Raw genomic sequence first — 24274 nt, 5'->3', positions numbered from 1 at the left:
ATGAAACTCTATAATCTTAAGGATCACAACGAGCAGGTCAGCTTCTCACAGGCAGTGAAACAGGGGCTGGGCTCGCAGCAGGGGCTGTTCTTTCCACTGGAGCTGCCGGAATTTGAACTGACTGACATCGATGCGATGCTGGAGATGGACTTTGTCAGCCGCAGCAGCAAAATCCTGTCTGCTTATATCGGAGATGAAGTCACCCCGCATCAGCTGGCTGAGCGGGTCAAAACGGCCTTTACGTTTCCGGCTCCGGTGGCGAAGGTCAGCGAAGATATCGCCTGTCTGGAGCTGTTCCACGGCCCGACGCTGGCGTTTAAAGATTTCGGCGGCCGCTTTATGGCGCAGATGCTCTCCTATGTTTCTGGCGCAGATGAGCAGATCACTATCCTGACCGCCACCTCGGGTGATACCGGGGCCGCCGTGGCACACGCCTTTTACGGTATGGAAAACGTGCGCGTGGTGATCCTCTATCCGCAGGGCAAAATCAGCGCCCTGCAGGAAAAACTGTTCTGCACGCTGGGTGGCAATATTGAAACTATCGCGATTGATGGCGATTTCGATACCTGTCAGTCACTGGTTAAGCAGGCGTTTGATGACGAAGAGCTGAAAAAAGCGATTGGCCTTAACTCCGCTAACTCCATCAACATCAGTCGTCTGCTGGCGCAGATCTGCTACTACTTTGAGGCGGTCGCACAGCTGCCGCAGGAGCAGCGCAATCAGCTGGTGGTCTCGGTACCCAGCGGTAACTTTGGCGATCTTACCGCCGGCCTGCTGGCAAAATCGCTCGGTCTGCCAATCAAACGGTTTATCGCCGCAACCAACGCCAATGACACCGTACCGCGCTTTCTTGGCAACGGGGCCTGGCAGCCGAATGCCACCGTGGCTACCCTGTCAAACGCCATGGATGTCAGCCAGCCCAATAACTGGCCGCGCGTGGAAGAGCTGTTCCGCCGTAAAACCTGGCGTCTGACCGATCTCGCTTACGGTGCGGTTTCTGATGAGACGACGCAGGCCACGATGCGCGAGCTGGCCGATCTGGGTTATCTCTCCGAACCGCACGCGGCCATCGCTTATCGTCTGCTGCGCGATCAGCTGCAGGAAGGTGAGTATGGATTGTTCCTCGGCACGGCGCATCCGGCGAAATTCCGCGAGAGCGTAGAGGAGATTCTGGGGCAGACGCTTACGCTGCCGCAGGCGCTGGCCGATCGTGCCGATTTGCCGCTGCTGTCTCACCAGATGCCGGCAGAGTTTGCCGCACTGCGCAAATTCCTGCTGCGGTAACAGATCGGAGCGTATTCATGGCAGCCAGGGGCGCATAAACACGCCAGGGGCGCATAAATGCGCCCCCTACGGATATCCCATCCCCCTGTAGGGGCGCCATTCATGGCGCCCGGGTTGATACGCGTATAAAACGTGATGACGCCATTCATGACGCCCGGGTTGATGCGCGTGCGAAACGTGATGACGTCATTAATGACGCCCGGATTGATGCGCGTACGAAACGTGATGACGTCATTAATGGCGCCCGGATTGATGCGCGTACGAAACGTGATGACGCCATTCATGACGCCCGAACTGATGTGCACACGAAACGTGATGACGTCCCGGCATAAAACGATTTATGCCTGCTGCTGGCGCTTAAACACCAGCTCATTCCCCTGGCTGGCTGCCGCATCAAAACGGTATCCCTCCACGTCAAACTGCTTCAGCTGTTCTGCCTCTGTCAGACGATGCTCAATCACAAAACGGCTCATCAGCCCGCGCGCTTTTTTGGCGTAAAAACTGATGACTTTATAGTGGCCATCTTTTTCATCCAGAAACACCGGCTTCACCACATCGGCATCAAGTTTCGCCGGCTTTACTGCCCGGAAATATTCGTCTGAAGCAAGATTGATCAACACCCGATCGCCCTGCGCCTGTAGCGCACGGTTCAGCGTTTCCGTAAGCGTATCGCCCCAGAAGCTGTAGAGATCGCGGCCAGCCGGATTGGCCAGGCGGGTACCCATCTCCAGCCGGTAGGGTTGCATCAGATCCAGCGGCCGCAGCAGGCCATACAGGCCGGAGAGCATACGCAGATGCTGCTGGGCAAAATCAAAATCCGCTTCACTAAAACGTTCCGCCTGCAGGCCGGTGTACACATCACCTTTAAATGCCAGAATAGCCGGACGCGCATTTTCCGGCGTAAAGTGCGGCTGCCACTGGTTAAAGCGCTCGGCGTTCAGGTGCGCCAGCTTGTCGCTGATACGCATCAGCGAAGCGATATCAGCCGGAGAGAGGGCGCGCGCAACGTCAATCAGCTGCTGCGATTTTTCCAGCAGCTCAGGCCGGGTAAAGCGGGGGGTGGCAAGCGGGCTCTCATAATCCAGCGTTTTCGCGGGCGAAATCACCATCAGCATACCGGGTCTCCTTGTGCGCCTGCTTAAATATCAGGACATTAACGGAAAATTTATTGCGCGGAGTGTATCAAAAAAGCGGCATCAATCGGCAAATCGCTCCTATTTGTTAGCGCTATCGTAAAGGGCACGCCACGATGTTGCGCCGCTGATTGCGCGTGATATTATCGATTCAGCCTTTTATACCCTGACAGTCAACTAAAGAGAAAAGAGAACCATGACGGATAAACTTACTTCCCTGCGTCAGCTGACTACCGTGGTCGCCGACACCGGTGATATTGCAGCGATGAAGCTCTATCAGCCGCAGGATGCCACCACGAACCCTTCCCTGATCCTCAACGCTGCCCAGATCCCTGAATACCGCAAGCTGATTGATGAAGCGATCGGCTGGGCGCGTGAGCAGAGCAGCAACAAGGAAGAGCAGCTGGCGCTGGTCTCTGACAAACTGGCTGTCAATATCGGGCTGGAGATCCTCAAACTGATCCCGGGCCGTATTTCAACAGAAGTGGATGCACGTCTCTCCTACGATACAGAAGCGAGCATCGCGAAGGCGCGCAGCCTGATTAAACTCTACAACGACGCGGGCATCAGCAACGATCGCATTCTGATCAAGCTCGCTTCAACCTGGCAGGGCATCCGCGCGGCGGAGCAGCTGGAAAAAGAAGGGATCAACTGTAACCTTACGCTGCTGTTCTCCTTCGCGCAGGCACGCGCCTGTGCGGAAGCAGGCGTCTTCCTGATCTCTCCTTTCGTGGGCCGTATTCTCGACTGGTACAAGCAGAACACCGATAAAAAAGAGTATGCGCCGCATGAAGATCCAGGCGTGGTCTCCGTGTCTGAAATCTACAGCTATTACAAACAGCATGGCTATGAAACCGTGGTGATGGGAGCCAGCTTCCGTAACGTGGGCGAAATCATCGAACTGGCGGGCTGCGACCGTCTGACTATCTCTCCGGGCCTGCTGAAAGAGCTGGCTGAGAGCGAAGGCAGCGTTGAGCGCAAGCTGAGCTACAGCGGTGAGATCAGCGAACGTCCGGCGAAAATGACCGAAGCGGAGTTCCTGTGGCAGCATAATCAGGATCCTATGGCGGTCACTAAGCTGGCGGAAGGTATCCGCAACTTTGCCGTTGATCAGGGCAAACTTGAAAAGATGCTTACTGAACTGCTGTAAGCCTGACGCCGTGGCGGTACCTTGCCGCCACGGCATTACGCATTTCTCTGCTCTGCGCTTTGTATTATCCTTTCTGCATCTCTCTTTTTTTGCCGCCACGCGGCTAACCACAGCGATACTCTTATGGACACTTTACGCATTGGATTAATTTCCGTTTCCGATCGCGCAGCAAACGGCATTTATCAGGATCAGGGCATTCCGGCCCTGGAGAGCTGGCTCAGCGGTGCACTGGCAACGCCCTTCGAGCTGGAGACACGTCTGGTACCGGATGAACAACCGATGATTGAACAGGCGATCTGCGAGCTGGTGGATGAACGCTTCTGCCATCTGGTGCTGACCACCGGCGGTACCGGGCCGGCACGACGTGACGTAACGCCGGATGCGACGCTGGCGGTAGCGGATCGCGAAATGCCTGGCTTTGGTGAGCAGATGCGTCAAATCAGCCTGCAGTTTGTTCCCACTGCCATTTTGTCACGGCAGGTGGGAGTGATCCGCAAACAGTCGCTGATCCTGAATCTGCCCGGTCAGCCGAAATCGATCAAAGAGACGCTGGAAGGCGTAAAAGCGGAGGATGGCAGCGTCAGGGTGCCCGGAATTTTTGCTGCGGTGCCTTACTGCTTACAGCTGCTGGAAGGACCGTATATCGAGACGCATGCGGCAGTGGTAGCAGCATTTCGCCCGAAAAGCGCACGGCGTGAGACAAACCTCTGAAAATAAGGCTTTTCAGGCATAAAATTCAGCCTTGCTGGCGTGGTGCGGGTTTGCCAGTATAGTAACGTCTGCCCTACCTTTTCCGGCTCTGGATACCGCACCGTTATGGACTCGCTCACCTCGCATCGACTTAACCGGCAGGATTATAAAACCCTGTCGCTGGCTGCCCTTGGCGGGGCGCTGGAATTCTACGACTTCATTATTTTTATCTTCTTTGCTGCCGTTATTGGCGAACTCTTTTTTCCGCCGGATATGCCTGACTGGCTGCGTCAGGTGCAGACGTTCGGCATTTTTGCTGCCGGCTATCTGGCGCGCCCTTTGGGCGGTATTGTCATGGCGCACTTTGGTGACAAAGTTGGCCGGAAAAAGATGTTCAGCCTGAGCATTCTGCTGATGGCGCTGCCGACGCTGGCGATGGGCGCACTGCCCACCTATGCGAGCATCGGTATTGCTGCGCCGCTGCTGATGCTGCTATTGCGGATGCTGCAGGGCGCGGCTATCGGCGGTGAAGTCCCGGGCGCCTGGGTATTTGTTGCCGAGCACGTGCCGGAAAAGCGTACCGGCTTTGCCTGCGGCACGCTGACCGCAGGGCTCACCGCCGGTATTCTGCTGGGTTCGCTGGTGGCAACGCTGCTTAACACGGCCTTTTCTCCGGCGGAAATGCGTGATTATGGCTGGCGACTGCCGTTCTTTCTCGGCGGTATGTTTGGCCTGCTGGCGATGTACCTGCGTCGCTGGCTGCATGAAACGCCGGTGTTTCAGCAGATGCAGCAGCGTAAAACCTTGTCTGAACGGCTGCCGCTGCAGGCTATTTTGCTGCACCACAAGCGCAGTATCGCGATCTCAATGCTGCTGACCTGGCTGCTCTCCGCCTGCATTGTTGTGGTGATTTTAATGGCGCCTGCACTGATGCAGAAGCAGGGCGTACCGGCTGCGCTGAGCCTGCAGGCTAACAGCCTCGCTACGGTGATGCTGCTGATCGGGTGCGTGCTGGCAGGCTGGATTGTGGATCGCACGGGTGCGGCGCGTACGCTGATAGCGGGATCGCTGCTGCTGGCTTTCTGCAGCTGGCACTTTTTCCAAAACACCGGCAGCGCGCCGCAGATGCTGTTCTTCTGGTATGGCGTAGCGGGGCTGAGCGTCGGCGTAGTAGGCGTGGTGCCGTTTGTGATGGTGCGGGCTTTCCCGGCAGCGGTGCGTTTTACCGGGATCTCGTTCTCATACAACGTTGCTTACGCGATTTTTGGCGGCCTGACGCCCATCAGCGTGACGCTGATGATGCAGCTGACCCCCATGGCACCGGCCTGGTACGTGCTGGCGCTGGCCGCTATCGGTACAGGCGTTGGCTGCTGGCTCTGGCGTGATACGCGTCAGACCACGGTGCACTCCTCCCGCTCATTATCCTGATCGTGCCACGGCGGGGCAGCGCTGCTCCGCCGCTGGTGTTGTACATTTTCCCGCCATTTGCCCCGCTGGGGTAAAAGAATCGAAATATTTTTTGCTTTTAACCCTTGATGCGCATCGAAGCGGCCCCATTTACTTGTCATCGGGCGTTGTGAAGCAGCAAAAAGCCTGCAGACGCAGTTGAAAGTGGCGGTAACGACCACATCTCTGCATCACAACCCAATTTGACAAAGAATTTACGTGGGAGACGTTTAGATGGGTAAGATTATTGGTATTGACCTGGGTACAACCAACTCTTGTGTGGCGATCATGGACGGCGGCAAAGCACGCGTCCTGGAAAACGCTGAAGGCGATCGCACCACGCCGTCAATTATTGCGTATACCGCAGATGGCGAAACGCTGGTAGGTCAGCCGGCTAAACGTCAGGCAGTGACCAACCCGCAGAATACCCTGTTTGCTATTAAGCGCTTAATTGGCCGCCGCTTCCAGGACGAAGAAGTACAGCGTGATATCAAAATCATGCCGTACAAGATCACAGGTTCTGACAACGGTGATGCCTGGCTGGACGTGAAAGGCCAGAAAATGGCACCGCCACAGATCTCTGCTGAAGTGCTGAAAAAAATGAAGAAAACCGCGGAAGATTTCCTCGGTGAAGCGGTGACTGAAGCGGTCATTACCGTACCGGCTTACTTCAACGATGCACAGCGTCAGGCGACCAAAGATGCAGGCCGTATTGCAGGTCTGGATGTTAAGCGCATCATCAACGAACCAACCGCAGCAGCGCTGGCGTACGGTCTGGACAAAGGCCAGGGCAACCGCACTATCGCGGTTTATGACCTGGGCGGCGGTACCTTCGATATCTCTATCATCGAGATCGACGACGTTGATGGCGAAAAAACCTTTGAAGTTCTGGCAACCAACGGTGATACCCACCTAGGTGGTGAAGACTTTGACAGCCGCCTGATTAACTATCTGGTAGCCGAATTCAAAAAAGACCAGGGTATCGATCTGCACAACGATCCGCTGGCTATGCAGCGTCTGAAAGAAGCGGCTGAGAAAGCAAAAATCGAGCTCTCTTCTGCGCAGCAGACCGATGTTAACCTGCCATACATCACGGCAGATGCAACCGGTCCTAAGCACCTGAACATCAAAGTGACGCGTGCGAAACTGGAATCTCTGGTAGAAGACCTGGTCACCCGCTCCATTGAGCCGCTGAAAGTGGCACTGCAGGATGCTGGCCTGTCAGTTTCTGACATCAACGATGTCATCCTGGTGGGTGGTCAGACGCGTATGCCAATGGTGCAGGCGAAAGTAACCGAGTTCTTCGGCAAAGAGCCACGTAAAGACGTGAACCCGGATGAAGCCGTAGCGGTCGGTGCTGCCGTGCAGGGTGGCGTACTGGCAGGTGATGTAAAAGACGTTCTGCTGCTGGACGTAACGCCGCTGTCGCTGGGTATTGAAACCATGGGCGGCGTCATGACCGCGCTGATCAGCAAGAACACCACTATTCCGACCAAGCACAGCCAGGTGTTCTCTACTGCTGAAGACAACCAGTCTGCCGTGACCATTCACGTGCTGCAGGGTGAGCGTAAACGTTCCGGTGATAACAAATCGCTGGGTCAGTTTAATCTCGACGGGATCCAGCCTGCGCCACGCGGTATGCCGCAGATCGAAGTTACCTTTGACATCGATGCCGACGGTATTCTGCATGTGTCAGCGAAAGATAAAAACAGCGGTAAAGAGCAGAAGATCACCATTAAAGCCTCTTCTGGTCTGAACGAAGACGAAATCGAAAAAATGGTGCGTGACGCGGAAGCGAACGCTGAATCTGACCGCAAGTTTGAAGAGCTGGTACAGACGCGCAACCAGGGCGACCAGATTGCGCACAGCACCCGTAAGCAGCTGGATGAAGCAGGCGACAAACTCTCTGCAGAAGACAAAGCACCTATTGAAGCTGCACTGACTGAGCTGAATACCGCGCTGAAAGGCGAAGACAAAGCGGCTATTGAAGCGAAAATGCAGGCGCTGATGGAAGTCTCCGGCAAGCTGATGGAGATGGCACAGCAGCAGGGCCAGGCAGACGCAGCGGACGCTGGTGACGCGTCAGCACAGAAACAAGATGACGTGGTCGATGCTGAGTTCGAAGAAGTTAAAGATAAAAAATAATTGCCCCTGACCGGGCGCGACGGCTGGCCTGACAGCCGTTGAAACCAGCACGGGCGTAGGAGTTTCTCCACGCCCGTGCAACTATGTTAAGGGCAGAACAAAATGGCTAAGAGTGATTTTTACGAGATCTTAGGCGTCTCAAAATCGGCTGATGAGCGTGAAATCAAAAAGGCTTATAAGCGCCTGGCGATGAAATATCACCCGGACCGCAATCCGGGCGACAAAGAAGCCGAAGCAAAATTTAAAGAAGTGAAGGAAGCGTACGAAATTCTGACGGATGCACAGAAGCGTGCGGCCTATGACCAGTATGGTCACGCAGCCTTTGAACAGGGCGGCGGTGGCGGCGGCTTTGGTGGTGGCGGCTTCGGCGGCGGTGGCGCAGACTTCAGCGATATCTTTGGCGACGTATTTGGCGATATCTTTGGCGGCGGTCGCCGTCAGCGTGCATCACGCGGTGCCGATTTACGCTACAACATGGAGCTGACGCTGGAAGAAGCGGTACGCGGCGTGACCAAAGAGATCCGCATCCCGGTACTGGAAGAGTGCGATGTCTGTCATGGCAGCGGTGCCAAAGCAGGCACGCAGCCGCAAACCTGTCCGACCTGCCACGGCGCGGGTCAGGTGCAGATGCGTCAGGGCTTCTTTACTGTGCAGCAGGCGTGTCCGACCTGTCACGGCCGCGGCTCGGTCATCAAAGATCCGTGCAACGCCTGTCATGGTCACGGACGCGTTGAGCGTCAGAAAACGCTGTCGGTGAAAATCCCGGCGGGCGTGGACACCGGCGACCGCATTCGTCTGAGTGGCGAAGGGGAAGCGGGCGAGCATGGCGCACCAGCGGGCGATCTCTACGTTCAGGTCTCGGTGAAGAAGCACCCAATCTTTGAGCGTGAAGAGAATAACCTTTATTGCGAAGTGCCGATCAACTTTGCGATGGCGGCACTGGGCGGGGAGATTGAAGTGCCCACGCTGGATGGCCGTGTGAAGCTGAAGGTGCCTGCTGAGACCCAGACCGGCAAGCTGTTCCGCATGCGCGGCAAAGGCGTAAAATCAGTGCGCGGCGGCGCCGTTGGTGACCTGCTGTGCCGGGTGGTGGTGGAAACGCCGGTCAGCCTGAATGATAAACAGAAAGCGCTGCTGCGCGAGCTGGAAGAGAGCTTTGGTGGCCCGAGCGGTGAAAAGAACAGCCCGCGTTCAAAAAGCTTCTTTGACGGCGTGAAGAAGTTCTTTGATGACCTGACGCGCTGATTCAGCGTCAGGGCAACACACGAAAAGCGGAGAGGTGACTCTCCGCTTTTTTATTAATTTTAAACTGGCGTAAAGACGCGGCAAGCGGCTTTTATCACAGGGTTAACGCGGTTACACTCCTTAACAAATTGTTTTTGCTCAGGAGGAGTTGTGAATAAGCCCCGTTCGATTAAAACGTTGCTGAAAAGCTTTATAGAAAGTGATGCCAGCAACGGCATGGTATTAATTCTCGCTGCGGTCGCGGCTATGATTCTGGCAAACAGTGCAGAGACAGCCGCTGGCTATCAGAGCTTTCTCGCTGAGCCGGTGCAGATCCGCTTTGGCGCACTCGATATCAGCAAGAACCTGCTGCTGTGGATCAACGATGCGCTGATGGCGCTGTTCTTTCTGCTGATCGGTCTGGAAGTGAAACGCGAATTAATCAGCGGCGAGCTGGCCAGTCGCGATCGCGCGATTTTTCCGGTCATTGCTGCCCTCGGCGGTATGGTTGCGCCGGCGCTGATTTTCCTGTTTTTCAATCATGACAATGAGATTGCGCGCAACGGCTGGGCGATTCCTACCGCGACCGATATCGCATTTGCTCTGGGCGTGCTGGCACTGCTTGGCAGTCGTGTTCCTCTGGCGCTGAAGGTGTTCCTGATGGCGCTGGCCATTATCGACGATCTCGGCGCGATTGTGATTATCGCACTCTTCTACACCAGCGATCTCTCTGTGCTGTCACTGAGCGTGGCGGCAGCGGCGATTGTGGTGCTGGCCATACTTAACCGCTGTGGCGTGCGGAATATCGCCGTCTATATGCTGGTCGGGATGGTGCTGTGGACGGCTGTACTGAAATCAGGCGTGCACGCCACGCTGGCAGGCGTGGTAGTCGGCTTCTTTGTACCGCTGGAAGAGAAAGAGGGGCATTCACCGGCAGAGCATCTGGCGCACGGTCTGATGCCGTGGGTGAACTGGCTGATTCTGCCGCTGTTCGCGTTTGCTAACGCCGGGATTTCACTGAGTGGTATCACCTTTGGTGATGTGTTCTCACCAGAGCCGCTGGGGATTATCCTCGGGTTACTGATTGGTAAACCGCTGGGTATTACGCTGTTCTGCTGGCTGGCCGTAAAACTGCGTCTGGCGGCGCTGCCGGGCGGGACAACGATACGCGATATCATGGCCATAGGCGTGCTGTGCGGTATCGGCTTTACCATGTCTATCTTTATCAGTTCGCTGGCCTTTGACGCCGCGCATGAAGAGCTGGTGACCTTCTCGAAACTGGGTATTCTTAGCGGCTCGCTGCTGTCAGCGGTGATTGGCTATACGCTATTGCGCGTTAAGCTGCGTTAACCGGAGAGGAGGCGTCAGCCTCCTTTTTACGCTGCCGGCAAACGACAGGCATAAAAAAACCGGCTATAAGCCGGTTCTTTCTACAAAGCGATAAACAGACAGGCGATTAAGCCAGTTTGTTGATCTGAGCCACCAGGTTTGCTTTATGGCGTGCAGCTTTGTTTTTGTGGATCAGACCTTTAGCAGCCTGACGGTCCACGATTGGTTGCATTTCGTTGAATGCGTTCTGCGCAGCAGCTTTGTCGCCGGTTGCGATAGCCGCGTATACTTTCTTGATGAAAGTACGCATCATAGAACGGTTGCTCGCGTTATGCTTGCGACGTTTCTCAGATGTTACGGCGCGTTTCTTAGCTGATTTGATATTAGCCAAGGTCCAACTCCCAAATGTGTTCTATATGGACAAATCAAAGGCCGAGGACTATGCCTTTTGCGCCTTCTTTTGTCAATGGATTTGTGCAAATAAGCGTCGTTTTAACCACGACACCCGCTTACGTAATTGATGGCGCAAGATTCTACCAGCAACCCCGCGCTGAATACAGTATTTCGCAACAAATTTCTTCAGTACGTGCGGTGATTTGTCGCTAAACAGCGGGCCAGAGGGCGCTTCAGCGCAGGAAAGGCGTGTATACGGGTTAACCTTAGCGCTATTCAAGGGTATAATCCGCCGATTTCCACCGGTTTGAGTCAGCCATGAAGTTAATCCGCGGTATTTATAATCTGAAACAGCAGCATCGCGGCTGCGTTCTGACCATTGGTAATTTCGATGGCGTGCATCGCGGTCATCAGGCACTGATGGCGCAGCTGATTGCCGAAGGACGTAAGCGCAATCTGCCGGTGGTGGTGATGCTGTTTGAACCGCAGCCGCTGGAGCTGTTTGCCGGCAAAAAAGCCCCTGCTCGTCTGACGCGGCTGCGTGAAAAACTGAGCTGGCTGCAGCAGGCCGGCGTTGATGCCGTGCTCTGTATCCGGTTTGATCGTCAGTTTGCAGCCTATCCGGCCCAGCGCTTTATCAGCGAGCTGCTGGTGGAAAAACTCGACGTGCGTTTTCTGGCGGTGGGCGATGATTTCCGCTTCGGCGCTGGTCGCGAAGGGGATTTCCTGTTATTACAGAAAGCGGGTGCGGAGTATGGCTTTGAGGTCATCAGCACTCAGACCTTCTGCGACAGCGGCAAGCGCATCAGCAGTACCGCTGTCCGTCAGGCGCTGGCGCAGGATGACTTTGCGCAGGCGAAGCAGCTGCTTGGCCATCCCTTCAGCATTTCTGGTCGCGTGGTGCACGGTGATGCACTGGGCCGTACCATAGGTTTCCCGACCGCTAATTTGCCGTTGCGCCGCGCGGTGACGCCGGTTAAAGGCGTGTTTGCCGTGGAAGTGCTGGGGCTGGGCGCACAGCCGGTGCCGGGCGTCGCCAACATCGGTACCCGCCCGACGGTAAAAGGTTTACGTCAGCAGCTTGAAGTTCATCTGCTTGACACACATATGGATCTCTATGGCCGCCATATTGAGGTGGTGCTGAAACAGAAGATCCGCGACGAACAGCGCTTTGCCTCGCTGGATGCGCTGAAAGAACAAATTGCAAAAGATGTGGTGACAGCCCGCCAATTCTTTGGGCTACAAACACCGGTTTAATGACCGACAGACGGAATCGAGAATCTGATGAGTGACTATAAATCTACCCTGAATTTGCCGGAAACGGGGTTCCCGATGCGTGGCGATCTGGCCAAACGCGAACCGGGCATGCTGCAGCGCTGGTATGATGACAATCTCTACGGCATCATCCGCGCCGCCAAAAAAGGGAAAAAAACCTTTATCCTGCATGATGGCCCTCCGTATGCAAACGGCAATATTCATATTGGTCACTCTGTTAACAAGATTCTGAAAGACATTATTGTTAAGTCGAAAGGCATGGCGGGATACGATTCGCCCTATGTCCCGGGCTGGGACTGCCACGGCTTACCCATTGAGCATAAAGTTGAGCAGATGATTGGCAAGCCGGGCGAGAAAGTCAGCGCGGCAGAGTTTCGGGCCGCCTGCCGCAGCTATGCTGCCGAGCAGGTAGAAGGGCAGAAAAAAGATTTTATTCGCCTTGGCGTGCTGGGTGACTGGGATCGTCCCTATCTGACCATGAACTTCCAGACCGAAGCCAATATCATCCGTGCGCTGGGTAAAATCATCGGTAACGGCCATCTGCATAAAGGCGCGAAGCCGGTGCACTGGTGCATGGATTGCCGTTCAGCGCTGGCGGAGGCGGAAGTTGAGTATTACGACAAAACCTCTCCCTCTATCGACGTGATGTTTAACGCGCTGGATGCCGATGCGGTACGATCCGCCTTTGGCGTCAGCACCTCTGAGGGGCCAGTTTCACTGGTGATCTGGACCACCACGCCGTGGACCATGCCTGCTAACCGCGCAATTTCACTGCACCCGGAATTTGAATACCAGCTGGTGCAGATTGACGGTCGCAGCCTGATCCTCGCTAAAGACCTGGTGGAGAGCGTGATGAAGCGCGCCGGCATCAGCGAGTGGCAGGTGCTGGGCGAATGCCAGGGCGCAGCGCTGGAGCTGCAGCTGTTTCAGCATCCGTTCCTGACCCAGGTTCAGTCAAAAGTGGTGCTGGGCGAGCACGTTACGCTGGAAGCGGGTACCGGTGCGGTGCATACCGCGCCAGGGCACGGTCCGGACGACTACGTCATTGGTCAGAAATATGGTATTGAGACCGCTAACCCGGTAGCACCCGATGGCACCTATCTGCCGGGCACATACCCGTCGCTGGATGGCGTCAATGTCTTTAAAGCTAACGACATGATCGTTGAACTGCTGAAAGAGAAGGGTGCGCTGCTGCACGTGGAGAAACTGCTGCACAGCTATCCGCACTGCTGGCGCCACAAAACGCCGATTATCTTCCGGGCAACACCGCAGTGGTTTATCAGCATGGATCAGCAGGGGCTGCGCGCGCAGTCGCTGAAAGAGATCAAAGGCGTGCAGTGGATCCCGGACTGGGGCCAGGCGCGTATCGAAGCCATGGTCGCTAACCGTCCTGACTGGTGCATCTCGCGCCAGCGCACCTGGGGCGTTCCTATGGCGCTGTTCGTGCACAAAGAGAGCGAGCAGCTGCACCCGGACACGCTGGAGCTGATGGAAAAAGTGGCACAGCGCGTGGAGCAGGATGGCATTCAGGCGTGGTGGGATCTCGATCCGCGCGAGCTGATGGGCGATGATGCCGATCTTTACGTGAAAGTGCCGGATACGCTGGATGTGTGGTTTGACTCCGGATCAACCAGCTTCTCGGTGGTCGATGCACGCCCGGAGTTTGAGGGACACGCGCCGGATATGTATCTGGAAGGCTCCGATCAGCATCGCGGCTGGTTTATGTCCTCCCTGATGATCTCCACAGCGATGAAAGGCAAAGCGCCTTATCGCCAGGTGCTGACTCACGGGTTTACCGTGGATGGTCAGGGCCGCAAGATGTCAAAATCGATCGGCAACACCGTGGCGCCGCAGGACGTAATGGATAAGCTCGGCGCAGACATTCTGCGTCTGTGGGTCGCCTCTACCGACTACTCCGGCGAAATGGCGGTATCGGATGAGATTCTGAAACGTGCGGCCGACAGCTATCGCCGTATCCGCAACACCGCACGCTTCCTGCTGGCCAATCTGGCAGGCTTCAATCCGGCCACTGATTGCGTCACGCCGGAAGAGATGGTCGTGGTCGATCGCTGGGCGGTAGGACGCGCGCTGGCGGCGCAGCAGGATATCGTTGCTTCCTATGAGAACTACGATTTTCATGAAGTGGTGCAGCGCCTGATGCACTTCTGCTCTATTGAGATGGGCTCGTTCTATCTTGATGTGATTAAAGATCGTCAGTATACGGCGAAAGGCGACAGTCTGGCGCGTCGCAGCTGTCAGACCGCGCTGTGGCACATCGTGGAAGCGCTGGTGCGCTGGATGGCGCCTGTCATGTCCTTCACCGCCGATGAGATCTGGGGTCACCTGCCGGGCGAACGCGCGCAGTATGTCTTCACCGAAGAGTGGTATGACAATCTGTTCGGCCTTGCGGCAGATGAGCCGATGAACGATGCATTCTGGGCCGATCTGCTGAAAGTACGTGGTGAAGTCAATAAAGCGATTGAGCAGGCGCGCAGCGACAAGCGCATCGGTGGTGCGCTGGAGGCGACGGTCACGCTCTATGCGGAACCTGAGCTGGGTGCGAAGCTGCAGGCTCTGGGCGACGAGCTGCGTTTTGTGCTGCTGACGTCGGGTGCCACGGTAGCTGGCTATGCAGCGGCGAGTGACGACGCGCAGCAGAGCGATCTGCTGAAAGGGCTGAAAATTGCCCTGCATAAAGCAGCAGGCGAGAAGTGCCCGCGCTGCTGGCACTATACTACCGACATAGGCCAGAATCCGGAGCACGCCGACGTGTGCGGCCGCTGTTATTCCAACGTAGCCGGCGACGGTGAAGTACGGAAATTTGCCTGATGACTAAACTCAGTTCAACCGGACTGCGCTGGATCTGGCTGGTGCTGGTGGTGATCGGCATCGATATGGCCAGCAAGCTGTGGGTCATGAACAACATGATGCTGCATGAAACGCAGCCGCTGATGCCGTTTCTGAATCTGTTCTACGCGCATAACTATGGCGCCGCGTTCAGCTTCCTGGCGGATAAAGGTGGCTGGCAGCGCTGGTTCTTTGCCGGCATTGCCGTGGCGATTGTTGTGGCGCTGCTGGTGATGATGTACCGCAACCGCGCCAGCAACAGGCTCAGCAATATCGCGTATGCGCTGATTGTTGGCGGTGCGCTCGGTAATCTGTTCGATCGCGCCTGGCACGGTTTTGTCGTCGACTTTATCGACTTTTATGTCGGTAACTGGCACTTCGCCACCTTCAATATCGCTGACTGCGGCATCTGCATCGGCGCGGCGCTGGTCGTGCTGGAAGGGTTTTTCAGCCCCAATGGCAAAAAAGCAACATCCTGACGTCTGCTGCCTGCACGCCGGTAACGGGTGCAGGCGCGGGCATGATGAAAGAGAGAGTAAGGGTAACCGATGACAGAGACAGTTCAGCCCGATAGCGCGCTGCTGGTGCATTTCACGCTAAAGCTGGAGGATGGCTCCACCGCCGAATCCACCCGTGCTAACGGCAAGCCTGCGCTGTTCCGTCTGGGTGACGGCAGCCTGTCGGCGGCGCTGGAGCGCGAGCTGCTGGGGTGCAAAGCGGGCGATCAGCTCGCCTTCACGCTGGCACCGGAAGATGCGTTTGGCGCCAGCAGCCCGGATCTGATCCAGTATTTTTCGCGCCGCGATTTTATCGACGCGGGCGAGCCGGAAATCGGCGCAATCATGCTGTTCAGCGGCATGGGCGGCAGCGAGATGCCTGGCGTGATCCGCGAAATTTCCGGTGACTCAATTACCGTAGATTTCAATCATCCGCTGGCGGGGCAGCCTGTCCGGTTTGATATTGAAGTCCTTGAGATCGACCCGGCGCTGGAGGATAACAATGCAAATCCTGTTAGCTAACCCGCGCGGCTTCTGCGCCGGTGTGGATCGCGCTATCAGCATCGTTGAGCGGGCGCTGGAGATGTATGGCGCGCCAATCTATGTGCGTCATGAAGTTGTGCATAACCGGTATGTGGTGAGCAGCCTGCGCGAGCGTGGCGCGATCTTTATCGAAGAGATTGGTGAAGTGCCGGATGGTGCCATTCTGATCTTCTCAGCACACGGGGTTTCGCAGGCGGTGCGCGCCGAAGCAAAAGCGCGCGATCTGACGATGCTGTTTGATGCCACCTGTCCGCTGGTGACGAAAGTCCATATGGAAGTGGCGCGTGCCAGCCGCAAAGGGGTTGAAGCGATCCTGATCGGTCACGCCGGTCATCCGGAAGTCGAAGGCACCATGGGGCAATACAGCAATCCCAATGGCGGCATGTATCTGGTGGAGTCTCCGGAAGATGTGTTTAAGCTGACCGTCAAAGATGAGAGCAACCTCTGCTTCATGACGCAGACGACGCTGTCAGTTGATGACACGTCAGATGTCATTGACGCCTTACGTCAGCGCTTCCCGGCCATTATCGGACCGCGTAAAGATGACATCTGCTATGCCACCACCAACCGGCAGGAAGCGGTACGCGTGCTGGCACAGGACGCTGAAGTGGTGCTGGTGGTCGGTTCAAAAAACTCCTCTAACTCTAACCGGCTGGCTGAACTGGCACAGCGTGCGGGTAAGCTGGCAAAGCTTATCGACTCAGCGGACGATATTCAGGAGGAGTGGGTAACCGGCGTAGAGTGTATTGGCGTCACGGCAGGTGCTTCTGCGCCCGATATTCTGGTACAGCAGGTGATCCAGCGCCTGCGCGAACTCGGTGGTGAAGCAGCCATTGAGCTGATCGGCCGCGAAGAAAATATCGTATTCGAAGTGCCGAAAGAGCTGCGCGTTGACGTGCGCAACGTACCGTAAGCGCTTCGCATTTTATACCGTATCAGGCCGACATTGTTCGGCCTTTTCTTTATGTACGGCTGCGTGCCTCGCCACAACCAGCCGCCAGGATTGCTTTTACTGATAATGTTTTATCGCTGTCCTGAAATTCTTATATCCCTTTTTTATTGTGGCGTGACGGTTAGCTGATGGTTAACCTGTTTACGCTTTGCATGCATAGTTTTGTATCAGGAATGAATAAATATGAGTGATATCCGCTTAGCTATTGTTGGTGCGCCGGGCCGCATGGGACGTAATCTGATTCAGGCTGCACACCAGGCGGAGGGTGTGGCAGTGGGGGCCGCGCTGGCGCGTAGCGGCTCTTCACTACTGGGGACAGATGCGGGTGAACTGGCGGGCATAGGTAAAACCGGCGTCATCATTACCGATGATTTACTGAGCGTGGTAAACGAGTTCGATGTGCTGATCGACTTTACCCGTCCGGAAGGCACGCTGGAGTATCTGGCCTTTTGCCGCGAGCATCATAAAGCGATGGTGATTGGCACAACCGGTTTCGACGATGCCGGAAAAGCCGCAATCCGTGCAGCGGCAGAGGAGATCGGTATTGTGTTCGCTGCAAACTTCAGCGTTGGCGTCAACCTGATGCTCAATCTGCTGCAGCAGGCGGCCAGAGTGATGGGGGAATATGCGGATATTGAAATTGTTGAAGCCCATCACCGCCACAAGGTTGATGCGCCTTCAGGAACGGCACTGGCAATGGGAGAAGCCATTGCGGACGCGATGGACTGGACGCTGGCGGAGCATGCGGTCTACGCGCGTGAGGGTCACACCGGCGAACGTAAAGCGCAGACTATTGGCTTTGCCACGGTGCGCGCCGGCGACATCATAGGTGAGCATACTGCTCTGTTTGCTGATGCTGGCGAACGCATAGAGATTAGCCATAAAGCATCCAGCCGGATGACCTTTGCAAAAGGCGCGATAAAAGCTGCTTTATGGGTCAGAAGCGGTAAAAATGGGCTTTATGACATGCGTGATGTGCTGAATTTAGTGTGAATTAAGTGTTGTGAGCCATCGTGATGTGGTTTTTCAGTCGCTAGTGCATTGATTGACAGGGCAATATAATTATTGCCCTTTATTTTATGTAAAAAAAACAGGTCTTCATTGGTTTTTTTGTGCAATGCTTATTTTTTTAGATGTTATCCGGGGTTTTTCTGCGCTGCTAAAGTTAAATTTGACCATTTGGTCAAAAATATTATGTGCATCAGGCCGGTTGGCTTTTATTTATGTCAGGCAACCGATTAATCAGCCTGTTAAGGTGCTGTTTTTACCATCTTTACGCTTTGTTTCTGTTATAGCCTCCGAAAAACATAAAAAAACCGCCTTTCCGGCTAGACATCAGCAGGGGGGATCATTAGAATGCGCGCAATTTGCCAAAAATCGAGCAGTCAGGCGGTTTTTACATTGATTCAGGCCAGTATTATGAATTAATATGCATATATTGTGACTGTTTATTCCCTGGAGGATGTTTTGATTAAGTCAGCGCTCTTGGTTCTGGAAGACGGAACCCAATTCCACGGTCGGGCCATCGGGGCTACGGGTTCGGCAGTGGGTGAGGTCGTTTTCAACACGTCAATGACCGGTTATCAAGAAATCCTTACTGATCCCTCCTATTCCCGCCAGATTGTTACTCTTACTTATCCCCATATCGGCAACGTTGGCGTCAATATCGCAGATGATGAATCGAATCAGATCCATGCTCAGGGCCTGGTCATTCGCGACCTGCCACTGATTACCAGCAACTTCCGCAGTGAAGAGAGCCTCTCTGCCTGGCTGCAGCGCAATAACATTGTCGGCATTGCCGATATCGATACGCGCAAGCTGACGCGTCTGCTGCGTGAAAAAGGTGCGCTGAACGGCTGCATCATTGCGGGTGACGCGCCGGATGCAGCGCTGGCGCTGCAAAAAGCGCAGGCGTTCCCGGGGCTGAAGGGCATGGATCTGGCGAAAGAAGTGGCCACCACTGAAACATACACCTGGCAGCAGGGGAGCTGGACGCTGAAGGACGGCCTGCCTGAGCAGCAGTCCGCTGACGCACTGCCATATCACGTGGTCGCCTATGACTACGGCGCCAAGCGCAATATCCTGCGCATGCTGGTAGATCGCGGCTGCCGCCTGACGGTGGTACCGGCGCAGACGCCAGCAGAAGAGGTGCTGGCACTCAATCCGGACGGCATCTTCCTCTCCAATGGCCCGGGCGATCCGGAGCCGTGTGACTACGCTATCCGCGCGATTCAGGCATTTCTGGAGACAGAGATCCCGGTATTTGGTATCTGCCTGGGTCACCAGCTGCTGGCGCTGGCCAGCGGCGCAAAAACCGTCAAAATGAAGCTGGGCCATCACGGCGGCAACCATCCGGTGAAAGATCTCGATAACAATACCGTGATGATTACCGCGCAGAACCACGGCTTTGCCGTCGATGAGAGCCAGATACCGGCGAATCTGCGCGTGACGCATGTGTCGCTGTTTGACCGGACCGTGCAGGGGATCCATCGTACCGATAAACCCGCTTTCAGCTTCCAGGGACATCCGGAAGCGAGTCCTGGCCCGCACGATGCGGCGCCGCTGTTCGATCACTTTATCGAACTGATTGAAGCCTACCGTTCAAACGCGAAGTAATCAGGAGCCTCCGATGCCAAAACGTACTGACATAAAATCTATCCTGATCCTTGGCGCTGGCCCGATCGTTATCGGTCAGGCGTGTGAATTTGACTACTCGGGCGCGCAGGCGTGTAAAGCACTGCGTGAAGAGGGTTATCGCGTCATTCTGGTTAACTCCAATCCGGCGACCATCATGACCGATCCGGAAATGGCCGACGCGACCTATATTGAGCCAATCCACTGGGAAGTGGTGCGCAAAATCATTGAAAAAGAGCGTCCGGATGCAGTACTGCCAACCATGGGCGGGCAGACCGCACTGAACTGTGCGCTGGAGCTGGAGCGCCAGGGCGTGCTGGAAGAGTTTGGCGTGACCATGATCGGTGCCACGGCTGACGCTATCGATAAAGCAGAAGATCGCCGTCGCTTTGATGTGGCAATGAAAAGCATCGGTCTTGATACCGCCCGTTCGGGTATTGCTCACACCATGGAAGAGGCGCTGAAGGTTGCGGAAGAGGTTGGCTTTCCGTGCATTATTCGTCCCTCCTTTACCATGGGCGGCACCGGCGGCGGTATTGCTTACAATCGCGAAGAGTTTGAAGAGATCTGTGAGCGCGGCCTCGACCTCTCTCCGACCAACGAGCTGCTGATTGATGAATCGCTGATTGGCTGGAAAGAGTATGAAATGGAGGTGGTGCGCGATAAAAACGATAACTGCATCATCGTCTGCTCAATTGAAAACTTCGATGCCATGGGCATTCACACCGGCGACTCTATCACCGTGGCGCCGGCGCAGACGCTGACGGACAAAGAGTATCAAATCATGCGTAACGCCTCGCTGGCGGTACTGCGTGAGATTGGCGTTGAAACCGGGGGGTCTAACGTACAGTTCTCGGTGAACCCGAAAGATGGCCGCCTGATCGTTATCGAAATGAACCCGCGCGTATCGCGCTCCTCCGCGCTGGCCTCCAAAGCCACCGGCTTCCCGATTGCTAAAGTCGCGGCTAAGCTGGCGGTTGGCTTTACGCTTGATGAGCTGATGAACGACATCACCGGCGGTCGCACGCCGGCGTCGTTTGAACCCTCTATCGACTATGTCGTGACCAAGATCCCGCGCTTTAACTTTGAGAAGTTTGCCGGCGCTAACGATCGCCTTACCACGCAGATGAAATCAGTGGGTGAAGTGATGGCGATTGGCCGCACTTTCCAGGAGTCGATGCAGAAAGCGCTGCGCGGCCTTGAAGTTGGCGCTAACGGCTTCGATCCGAAAGTGGATCTGGATGACGCCGACGCGCTGACCCGGATCCGCCGCGAGCTGAAAGATGCCGGCTCAGATCGCATCTGGTATGTCGCTGACGCGTTTCGTGCCGGTATGTCGGTGGATGGCGTCTTTAATCTTACCAATATCGATCGCTGGTTCCTGGTGCAGATTGAAGAGCTGGTGCGGCTGGAAGAGCAGGTTGCACGTGAAGGGGTTAACGCACTCGATGCCGGTTTCCTGCGTGCTCTGAAGCGTAAAGGCTTTGCCGATGCGCGCCTGGCAGCGCTGGCAGGCGTGGCGGAAAGCGAAATCCGCAAGCTGCGTCAGCAGTACAATCTGCACCCGGTTTATAAGCGCGTAGATACCTGTGCCGCTGAGTTCTCGACCGATACCGCCTACATGTACTCCACCTATGAGGAGGAGTGTGAAGCGAACCCGAATCAGGATCGTGACAAAATCATGGTGCTGGGCGGCGGGCCAAACCGTATTGGTCAGGGTATTGAGTTTGACTACTGCTGCGTCCATGCGTCGCTGGCGCTGCGTGAAGATGGTTATGAAACCATCATGGTTAACTGCAACCCGGAAACGGTCTCAACCGATTATGACACTTCCGACCGACTCTACTTTGAGCCGGTCACGCTGGAAGATGTGCTGGAAATTGTACGTATCGAGCAGCCAAAAGGCGTTATCGTGCAGTACGGTGGCCAGACGCCACTGAAACTGGCTCGTGCGCTGGAAGCGGCGGGAGTACCGGTTATTGGTACCAGCCCGGACGCTATTGACCGTGCTGAAGACCGTGAACGTTTCCAGCAGGCGGTCGATCGTCTGAAACTGAAACAGCCGGCTAACGCCACGGTTGCCACGCTGGAGCAGGCGGTAGAGAAAGCCGCCGGTATCGGTTATCCGCTGGTGGTGCGTCCTTCCTATGTACTGGGCGGCCGCGCAATGGAAATTGTCTATGACGAAGTGGATCTTAAGCGCTATTTCCAGACTGCAGTCTCCGTCTCTAACGATGCGCCGGTGCTGCTGGATCGCTTCCTGGATGATGCGGTGGAAGTGGATGTGGATGCTATCTGCGACGGCGAGCGGGTGCTGATTGGCGGCATCATGGAACATATTGAGCAGGCGGGCGTGCACTCCGGTGACTCTGCCTGTTCTCTGCCCGCCTATACGCTGAGCAGTGAAATCCAGAACGTGATGCGTCAGCAGGTTGAGAAGCTGGCGTTTGAGCTCAACGTACGCGGCCTGATGAACGTGCAGTTTGCGGTCAAAGATAATGAGGTTTACCTGATTGAGGTTAACCCGCGCGCGGCACGTACCGTTCCTTTTGTCTCCAAGGCTACCGGCGTACCGCTGGCCAAAGTGGCTGCACGCGTCATGGCGGGCAAAACGCTGCTGGAGCAGGGCGTGACGGAAGAGGTCATTCCGCCTTACTACTCGGTGAAAGAAGTGGTGCTGCCGTTCAACAAGTTTCCGGGCGTCGATCCGATTCTGGGGCCGGAAATGCGCTCTACCGGTGAGGTGATGGGCGTCGGCCGCACCTTTGCTGAGGCCTTCGGTAAAGCGATGCTGGGCGCGCAGAGCAACATGAAGAAAAGCGGCCGCGCGCTGCTCTCGGTACGTGAAGGTGATAAAAAGCGCATCGTCGATCTGGCGGCTAAGCTGCAGAAGTTTGGCTTTGAGCTGGACGCAACCCACGGTACGGCAGTGGTGCTGGGCGAGGCGGGTATTAATCCGCGCCTGGTCAACAAAGTGCATGAGGGACGCCCGCACATTCAGGATCGCCTGAAGAACGGCGAATACACCTACATTGTTAACACCACGGCGGGACGTCAGGCGATTGAGGACTCCAAGCTGATTCGCCGCAGCGCGCTGCAGTATAAAGTGCACTATGACACCACGCTGAACGGTGGCTTTGCGACCGCGATGGCTCTGAATGCCGATCCCACAGAGAAAGTCATTTCAGTGCAGGAGATGCATGCGCAACTGAAGGGCAAATAAGCGCAGCATCCGTAAGAAACAGCGGCCCCGGACGGGGCCGTTTTTTTTTGCCTGAAACAGAGCGGTCGTAGCAAACCTGCTGATTTGGCTTAACTTTTAGCTATTGGTGCTGCTGACTGCCTTTTTAAGATTTTTCGCACAAATTTATAACCCGCCATCCGGTAAGGGCACCGTACTATCTGGCGCGCTCAACCATAGAGCCTTTACCTTCACCGGAAAATATAAAATGAACATGCGTGCTTTAACTCTTAGCGCAGTGGCTGCGTTGCTGATGGCTGCGCCTCTCGCCAGCCAGGCAGAAATTACTCTGCTGAAGCAGGATCCTCAGGCAGACAGCGCACTCGGACGCCTTGGCTTTAAAGTGGGCGGCAGCATTCGCCCGCAGTTTATGCATCAGAATGGCGTAAATGACACATCCTACAAGCGTAACGGTTACGACGGCGGCTCGCGTTTCCGCTTTGGCGCAGACTACGCGATCGCAGAGGATCTGAGCTGGGTAGGCTACTATGAGCTGGGCGTTAATTTCCCGGCCTGGTGGGGCTGGGATCACCACTATGCCAGCGGCGCACGAGATACCTCACGCCGTCAGCTCTATACCGGTTTTAAAAGTGCCAGCCTCGGCGAACTCTATTTTGGTCAGCAGAACAGCGTCTATTACGATGTGGTTGGCGCAAAAACCGATATCTGGGATTACGATATGCTGGCCCAGGGCTCCGGCGTCGGTATCAACGGCGATTACGACGGCAGCTATCGCTCACGCAAAATGCTGAAGTACAAAACCCGTGCCGGCGCCGCCGATCTGTACGCCTCTTATCTGTTTGAGGATACCGAATATCTGCCGGGCAACGGCCTGCGCTACAAGCGCAACGGCGGTGGGTCGCTGGGCGTGAACTATCACATCAGCGATGAGCTGGCGTGGGGCACCGCGTGGAATTATACCCGTGCCACCGTGCGTAATCCGGGCACCGGCGACAGCGAGCGCTACGATCAGCATATCTGGGGCACCTCGGTCAGCTGGACGCCAGACAGCTGGACGCTGGCGGCAGGCGCCGGCTGGTATCAGAACTTTGCACCAACCCGCCTGAAAAGCGCAACACGCTACTTTGCGGATGACGCCTGGGGCATCGAGTATTTTGCCGGTTATAAATTTGCTGTAGGCGAGTATGCGGTGAAAACCCTTCAGCCTTATGTGATGGGCGATCGTCTGGAGTTCGTCAACGGACGCCACTATAAGCGTATCGATAATGGCGTGGGCGTCAGTGCGCAGCTCGACTACGGCTTCCGCGTTGACTATGAGTATGTCATTACCTCCGATACCAGCAAGTCGCTGGGCAATGTGAACCTGGTACGTCTGCGTTACGACTTCTGATGACTGCAGCGGCTCCCTGCGGAGCCGCTCAGTGCTTTTTTCTTTACACTCTCTCTGAAAACCTGCCGGTAACACCCCTGAGTTGTGCCAGTGGCGCAGGCGATCGTGGCGGCTCTCTCCGTTAATCGCAGTAAAGTCGG

General features: G+C 55.8%; 18 protein-coding genes. 16 read left to right on the top strand and 2 right to left on the bottom strand.

Features of this window, described 5'->3' with window-relative positions:
• The gene (gene thrC / locus BBA90_RS17070; protein ID WP_065650182.1) at positions 1-1284 is read left to right on the top strand and encodes a threonine synthase; all 1284 of its coding nucleotides are present in this window, start codon (positions 1-3) and stop codon (positions 1282-1284) included.
• Positions 1285-1622: 338 nt separating this feature from the next.
• Here the strand turns inward: thrC and yaaA are convergent, their stop codons facing one another.
• Complete coding sequence (gene yaaA, locus BBA90_RS17060) at positions 1623-2399, bottom strand: peroxide stress protein YaaA (RefSeq protein WP_065650180.1); 777 nt, start codon at positions 2397-2399, stop codon at positions 1623-1625.
• 214 nt (positions 2400-2613) lie between these two features.
• On the opposite strand from yaaA, the gene tal reads away from it, so the two are divergent.
• From tal to nhaA, 6 genes are all read left to right on the top strand, one after another.
• Entirely contained in the window at positions 2614-3567 is a 954-nt protein-coding gene (tal, locus tag BBA90_RS17055; protein WP_065650179.1) for a transaldolase, read from the top strand.
• A gap of 123 nt (positions 3568-3690) precedes the next feature.
• Positions 3691-4278, top strand: coding sequence for a molybdopterin adenylyltransferase (gene mog, locus BBA90_RS17050; RefSeq protein ID WP_065650178.1), 588 nt, complete (start codon positions 3691-3693; stop codon positions 4276-4278).
• 105 nt (positions 4279-4383) lie between these two features.
• Positions 4384-5685: an MFS transporter gene (locus BBA90_RS17045; protein ID WP_065650177.1), complete on the top strand. Its 1302-nt coding sequence runs from the start codon at positions 4384-4386 to the stop codon at positions 5683-5685.
• Between the two features lie 252 nt (positions 5686-5937).
• Positions 5938-7848 (top strand): molecular chaperone DnaK, encoded by a 1911-nt coding sequence (dnaK, locus tag BBA90_RS17040; RefSeq protein ID WP_065650176.1) that lies wholly within the window; start codon positions 5938-5940, stop codon positions 7846-7848.
• A gap of 102 nt (positions 7849-7950) precedes the next feature.
• Positions 7951-9093 (top strand): molecular chaperone DnaJ, encoded by a 1143-nt coding sequence (gene dnaJ, locus BBA90_RS17035; protein WP_065650175.1) that lies wholly within the window; start codon positions 7951-7953, stop codon positions 9091-9093.
• A 150-nt stretch (positions 9094-9243) separates the two neighbouring features.
• The gene (gene nhaA, locus BBA90_RS17030) at positions 9244-10422 is read left to right on the top strand and encodes a Na+/H+ antiporter NhaA (protein ID WP_065650174.1); all 1179 of its coding nucleotides are present in this window, start codon (positions 9244-9246) and stop codon (positions 10420-10422) included.
• Positions 10423-10528: 106 nt separating this feature from the next.
• Here the strand turns inward: nhaA and rpsT are convergent, their stop codons facing one another.
• Entirely contained in the window at positions 10529-10792 is a 264-nt protein-coding gene (rpsT, locus tag BBA90_RS17025; protein ID WP_039382484.1) for a 30S ribosomal protein S20, read from the bottom strand.
• Between the two features lie 320 nt (positions 10793-11112).
• On the opposite strand from rpsT, the gene ribF reads away from it, so the two are divergent.
• The 9 genes from ribF to BBA90_RS16980 all read left to right on the top strand — a co-directional run bounded on the left by ribF (position 11113) and on the right by BBA90_RS16980 (position 24134).
• Positions 11113-12051, top strand: a complete 939-nt coding sequence (gene ribF, locus BBA90_RS17020; RefSeq protein ID WP_065650173.1) for a bifunctional riboflavin kinase/FAD synthetase — start codon at positions 11113-11115, stop codon at positions 12049-12051.
• A 27-nt stretch (positions 12052-12078) separates the two neighbouring features.
• Positions 12079-14898, top strand: a complete 2820-nt coding sequence (gene ileS / locus BBA90_RS17015; RefSeq protein ID WP_065650172.1) for an isoleucine--tRNA ligase — start codon at positions 12079-12081, stop codon at positions 14896-14898.
• A complete protein-coding gene (gene lspA, locus BBA90_RS17010; protein ID WP_065650171.1) occupies positions 14898-15395 on the top strand; it encodes a signal peptidase II in 498 nt (165 codons plus the stop codon). Before ileS ends, lspA begins: the two co-directional genes overlap by 1 nt.
• A 69-nt stretch (positions 15396-15464) precedes the next feature.
• On the top strand, positions 15465-15935 hold the full coding sequence (gene fkpB / locus BBA90_RS17005) for an FKBP-type peptidyl-prolyl cis-trans isomerase (protein ID WP_065650170.1): 471 nt from the start codon (positions 15465-15467) through the stop codon (positions 15933-15935).
• Positions 15916-16869 carry a 4-hydroxy-3-methylbut-2-enyl diphosphate reductase gene (ispH, locus tag BBA90_RS17000; RefSeq protein ID WP_065650169.1) on the top strand — a complete coding sequence of 318 codons (954 nt, stop codon included), beginning with the start codon at positions 15916-15918 and terminating at the stop codon, positions 16867-16869. Before fkpB ends, ispH begins: the two co-directional genes overlap by 20 nt.
• 222 nt (positions 16870-17091) lie before the next feature.
• On the top strand, positions 17092-17901 hold the full coding sequence (gene dapB, locus BBA90_RS16995) for a 4-hydroxy-tetrahydrodipicolinate reductase (protein WP_065650168.1): 810 nt from the start codon (positions 17092-17094) through the stop codon (positions 17899-17901).
• Between the two features lie 474 nt (positions 17902-18375).
• On the top strand, positions 18376-19524 hold the full coding sequence (gene carA / locus BBA90_RS16990) for a glutamine-hydrolyzing carbamoyl-phosphate synthase small subunit (protein WP_065650167.1): 1149 nt from the start codon (positions 18376-18378) through the stop codon (positions 19522-19524).
• A gap of 13 nt (positions 19525-19537) precedes the next feature.
• Positions 19538-22765, top strand: a complete 3228-nt coding sequence (gene carB, locus BBA90_RS16985; RefSeq protein WP_065650166.1) for a carbamoyl-phosphate synthase large subunit — start codon at positions 19538-19540, stop codon at positions 22763-22765.
• A 226-nt stretch (positions 22766-22991) separates the two neighbouring features.
• Positions 22992-24134 (top strand): porin, encoded by a 1143-nt coding sequence (locus BBA90_RS16980; RefSeq protein ID WP_065650165.1) that lies wholly within the window; start codon positions 22992-22994, stop codon positions 24132-24134.
• The last annotated feature ends 140 nt before the right edge of the window (positions 24135-24274 follow it).

It is taken from the genome of Pantoea eucrina (assembly GCF_001691555.1).
Lineage (GTDB): Bacteria > Pseudomonadota > Gammaproteobacteria > Enterobacterales > Enterobacteriaceae > Pantoea > Pantoea borealis.
The sequence above is the reverse complement of the archived record's forward strand: the minus strand, read 5'-3'. Positions and strand labels throughout refer to the sequence as shown.